2 protein-coding genes and 1 pseudogene are annotated in these 3,814 nt (G+C 63.2%); 1 reads left to right on the plus strand and 2 read right to left on the minus strand.

Translation table 11 applies throughout. The features are described 5' to 3' along the window. The first annotated feature begins 376 nt into the window (after positions 1-376). Positions 377-694 (plus strand): hypothetical protein, encoded by a 318-nt coding sequence (locus E3T28_RS12960; RefSeq protein ID WP_134431972.1) that lies wholly within the window; start codon positions 377-379, stop codon positions 692-694. 199 nt (positions 695-893) lie between these two features. Here E3T28_RS12960 and E3T28_RS12965 read toward each other — a convergent pair whose 3' ends face one another. Both E3T28_RS12965 and E3T28_RS12970 read right to left on the minus strand, forming a co-directional pair. Then, positions 894-1,547 (minus strand): hypothetical protein, encoded by a 654-nt coding sequence (locus tag E3T28_RS12965; RefSeq protein ID WP_134431975.1) that lies wholly within the window; start codon positions 1,545-1,547, stop codon positions 894-896. Positions 1,548-1,687: 140 nt separating this feature from the next. Continuing rightward, a pseudogene (locus tag E3T28_RS12970) lies at positions 1,688-3,664 on the minus strand (ATP-dependent DNA helicase); the annotation flags it as partial. Positions 3,665-3,814: the final 150 nt, after the last annotated feature.

The raw sequence follows: 3,814 nt of genomic DNA on the forward strand, positions 1-3,814 counted from the left end.
AAGAGATGAGGGCCTCCGTGGCATCGACTTGAGTGTGGTAACCCAATCGATACCGGAGGTCCTCACCTTTTTAGCTCACGCCACGCTCACAACCTCCGTGGGAAGAACACCTAGGTCACGAGTCAAGCTGGCTCGCTCTATGTCGATGTCCGCACTAAGTGCGGCGAGGCTCCGTCTCAGCCCCGCCCTGCTACGGTTCCACCCCCAGAACGGGACCAGTACCCGCCAGCTCACCCAATTGGTGTTTTTTTAGTCCTGATCAGGTTATACGATGAAGCAATGACCACCATTGCCACTCAGCACTCAGCACTCAACACCAATGCCTCACCCGCTTACTGCAGCGACGAGGTGGTACCGCGGCGGTCTTGCAATACTCATGACGCTCACGATCGTGGGCGTGCTGGGTTTCGCCGCGCTAATTGAGGGCAAGCCAGCGGAACCGTCAGTAGTTGCGGATGCAGCCGAAGCGGCCGATAGGCTGCGATCAATCGTCGGCGTGCTCTTTTCCCTGGGCCTGTTCACCATCGTCGTTGCCAACTGGTGGCAGTTGGGGGCGATGGCAGTATTCACCCTTGGCAGCCTGTTGGTCATCAGCTTCACAGATATTGACCCCACTTCCACACTGATCATCAACTTTGGGTTGTCCGCGATCACAGCTTTCGTAGGTAGCGGGGTCAGAACCATCTTCAAGTAACTCTTCTGGCACACTCACCGGGACCACAACGCCGCACCGCCAACTCCAGAGCTCTCAGACGCACAGAGTGCCTCACAGAAAAAAACAGCCTGGTGGATGCTCTTCCTGATTGTGGTGGACGCGAATGAATTGCGTCAAGGGGGCGTGCTCCGCGGCCAATGCTGAGGCCAAGCGTCAGATGCGTGGCATGCGCGGAGTACTAGTCGGCGCCTTCCTCGATGTCGTCCGGGAAATCGCAGATACTCGCGAGCAGTCCAGCGGACACCCAGTAGGGGTTGTCGGCGTTGCCGAGAACTACGATCTGTACCGCTTCGCCATGTCGCTCGAGGATTTGGATTTCGTCGCCCTCGCGGAGGGTCAGCCCCCCGCCGCTGTCGTCACTGTCCGAGTGAACCGTAAAGACACGGCCCACGATTGAGTCAGTAGCCTTCCATCTCCTGATCACCGCACTTGACACTTTGTAGGCCTTCTTCACGCCAGCTTCGCCAACGCGTATGACGGCATAGCCGCTTCCGAGGATGACCGGAATCGCCACTTTGGGCCCACCCAGTGCCTTGATGAGCTTCGTTATGTCCTGGTAATAGCCCAAGTTGCCCATTCTTGCTCCCCCCGCCGAAGCGCTTTGTCTCCATGCTATCGATTGACTTGTTCTCCCTTTGGCCGACCCACAACGGCATGCGGTCGTCTTTTCACGATGCCGCGGTGAATCCGCGAACGGCACACCGTACAGGTCCTCGAACTCGTCTACCGGCTGGGCGTCGATGATCACGACGGCGGCGGGCTGGTCGAGGTCATTCTGAGAGACGCGGGCGATGGCGCCGACCTGCTCGATCGCATATGCCGAGACGAACAAGGCTCGGTCGGCTACGAGAGTGCGTCATATAGTTGATCCGCACTGGTTCATCGTTACCATCGGGTTCAAGTACGGCGGAATGCGGAACACTTGAAGGACACGCTGTGCGACGGCGTAAGAGCGATGACTGGCCCTCAAATTTAGATGCGCATGGGTGGAAGACCCTTTATGACGCCCGGGCGCTCTGTCGCGAAGGCGCCTCTTCCCGCAGCGAGCCGATTCGCACTGTTAAGCGCCGCACGACCCCGAGCGGTGTCGCGTTGGTGGGTCACCGTCTGCGGGGGCGGGCCGAGCGCGCTCGCTCCCACGATTGCGTAGCGGTCCCGGTATGCAGCCACTGTACATGCGTGTTGTCTCCAAGCTGTTTCCCCAGACCGAGGAGGTGGGGCGGCACCGAGTTCCCGAGTCCATATTTCTCCCGCTAGCAGTGCCTCCTCGAGCACGGCGCGCGCTCGCGCTTCGATTAAGTCGCTGCGCTCATCGAGAGCCTGGCGCATCTCCAGTGTCATCGGTCCGATCGCCTCCGGGATGAGCCCCACTATAAGCCGCGGCGTCCTGCGCACTCTACCTGCGCGGACGCCTCGCGCGGCCGCCGTCGCTATCCGAGAGCGTAGAACGGCCGCCACGTCCTCGGCATCCTCGAACCAGCGTGCTGCGACTGCGCGAGCAAGCACCACCTTGACGTCGAGGTGGTGGGCTTCGGCCCGCCGGAGTTCCGCCGTCAGGACCCCGAACGCAGACGACCCGATGGCCATCTCAGCCTGGTCGGGTGAGAGGCCGATGACGCGCACCAACGCCGCCCATCTGTCGTGCTGTGCGGCCGCCGCGATGGTCTCGTACTCTGCCGCGAGTTGCGCGACGGAGCCCCACGTATCCTGCTGCGCCACGATCGTTTCGTGCGAAGACTGTTCGGCGCCGACGTGCTGCAGAACGCTGCAAAGGACGCTCCGGGCTGTCGCATCCTTGTCGTCGCCCGCTCGGGGCCCGGCGTGGGCAACATCGGGTCGGTCGACGGCGACGTGGGCGGTGTTTGCGTCGCGACCTCGCGTCATCGCGACGTAGAGGTTCTCGCGCGTCATGCTTGCGGTCACGACGATGTGAGCGGTGTCGGTCGTGATGCCTTGCGCGCGGTACGAGGTGACGGCGTAGCCAAGTTCGAGGTGGTGCTTGACGTAGTCCGCGGGAAGCCGCAGCGCGCTCCCCCACCGGTGGCCGTGCCGGCGGACGTCGACCGAGCCATTCTGGCGCACCCCGGTCACGGTCCACCGGTCTCCGTTACGCACCCAGGTTCGAGAGCTGCGCAGCTGCCGGTCGTTTCGGCGGGTGATCACCGTGTCACCTACAGCGGCACGGTTCCCGTCATGAAGTGCGACCTCGCGGACCGCGTCAACGCGACCCTCGAGGATGAGTTCTGTTCGGGCACGCGCATTCAGCAATGCGACCGCCTCGTTCGAGTCGCTGATCAGCACCGTGGCCCTGCCCGCTCGGCTGTCCGCGCGCCAGGCCGTGTAGGCGGCATCCGTCATCGACTCGGTGTCACCGCCGCTCACTCTGGCGTGCGCGATGTAGTGGTCGATCGAGTCGGGGTCGCCTTGGCGCAGTCCGAGCGAGGCTGTCTTTTCCCATTCGTGGGTGAAGCGGTGCACGTCGACGAGCTCGGGGGCATCCGCCCGGCTGCGGACCAGCATTGAGAATGCGCCTCCGGCGTCCACGGAGTGGAGCTGCGCGTAGTCGCCGACCAGCAGGACCTTGGCACCGGCGCTCGCGGCAACCGCGGTGATCCGGTCCAAGGCCAGGGTGCCCGCCAGGGAGGCCTCGTCGACGATGACGAGCTGGCCTGCGTGGAAGGTCTCTCCGTGGTCGAGATGGTTCTGCCACCACTTCGCCAGGTTCTCGGTGGGGATACCGAGATCTTCTGCCAATACTTGTGCGGCAGCGGCCGAGGGAGCGAGCCCCACCACCGAGCCCGTATGGTGCGCCGCCTCCCACGCGTGCCGAAGCGCGTTCATCGCGGTCGTCTTGCCAGCACCGGCCGGACCCACCAGGACATCAACGGCTCGCCCAGAGACGGCGATCGCCCTGAGCGCTGCAAGCTGGTCGTCAGCTAGCACGACGCCATTCGGTAGCTGCGCGAGTGCGGTTGCACGAAGCTCGGCCGGTGAATATTGGCTTCGTTGGGCACCACTTGTGGTGCGGTTGAGCCCCACTGTTCAGATGCGTGATTCGTGTCGTTCAGCCCCACTACCGGCGTGGTTGAGCACCACCTG

This window comes from Cryobacterium sinapicolor (assembly GCF_004403465.1).
GTDB lineage: Bacteria > Actinomycetota > Actinomycetes > Actinomycetales > Microbacteriaceae > Cryobacterium > Cryobacterium sinapicolor.

Excerpts from the sequence above, each read along its gene's own strand:
- E3T28_RS12960 (WP_134431972.1), top strand. The coding sequence starts at position 377 with ATGACGCTCACGATCGTGGGCGTGCTGGGTTTCGCCGCGCTAATTGAG.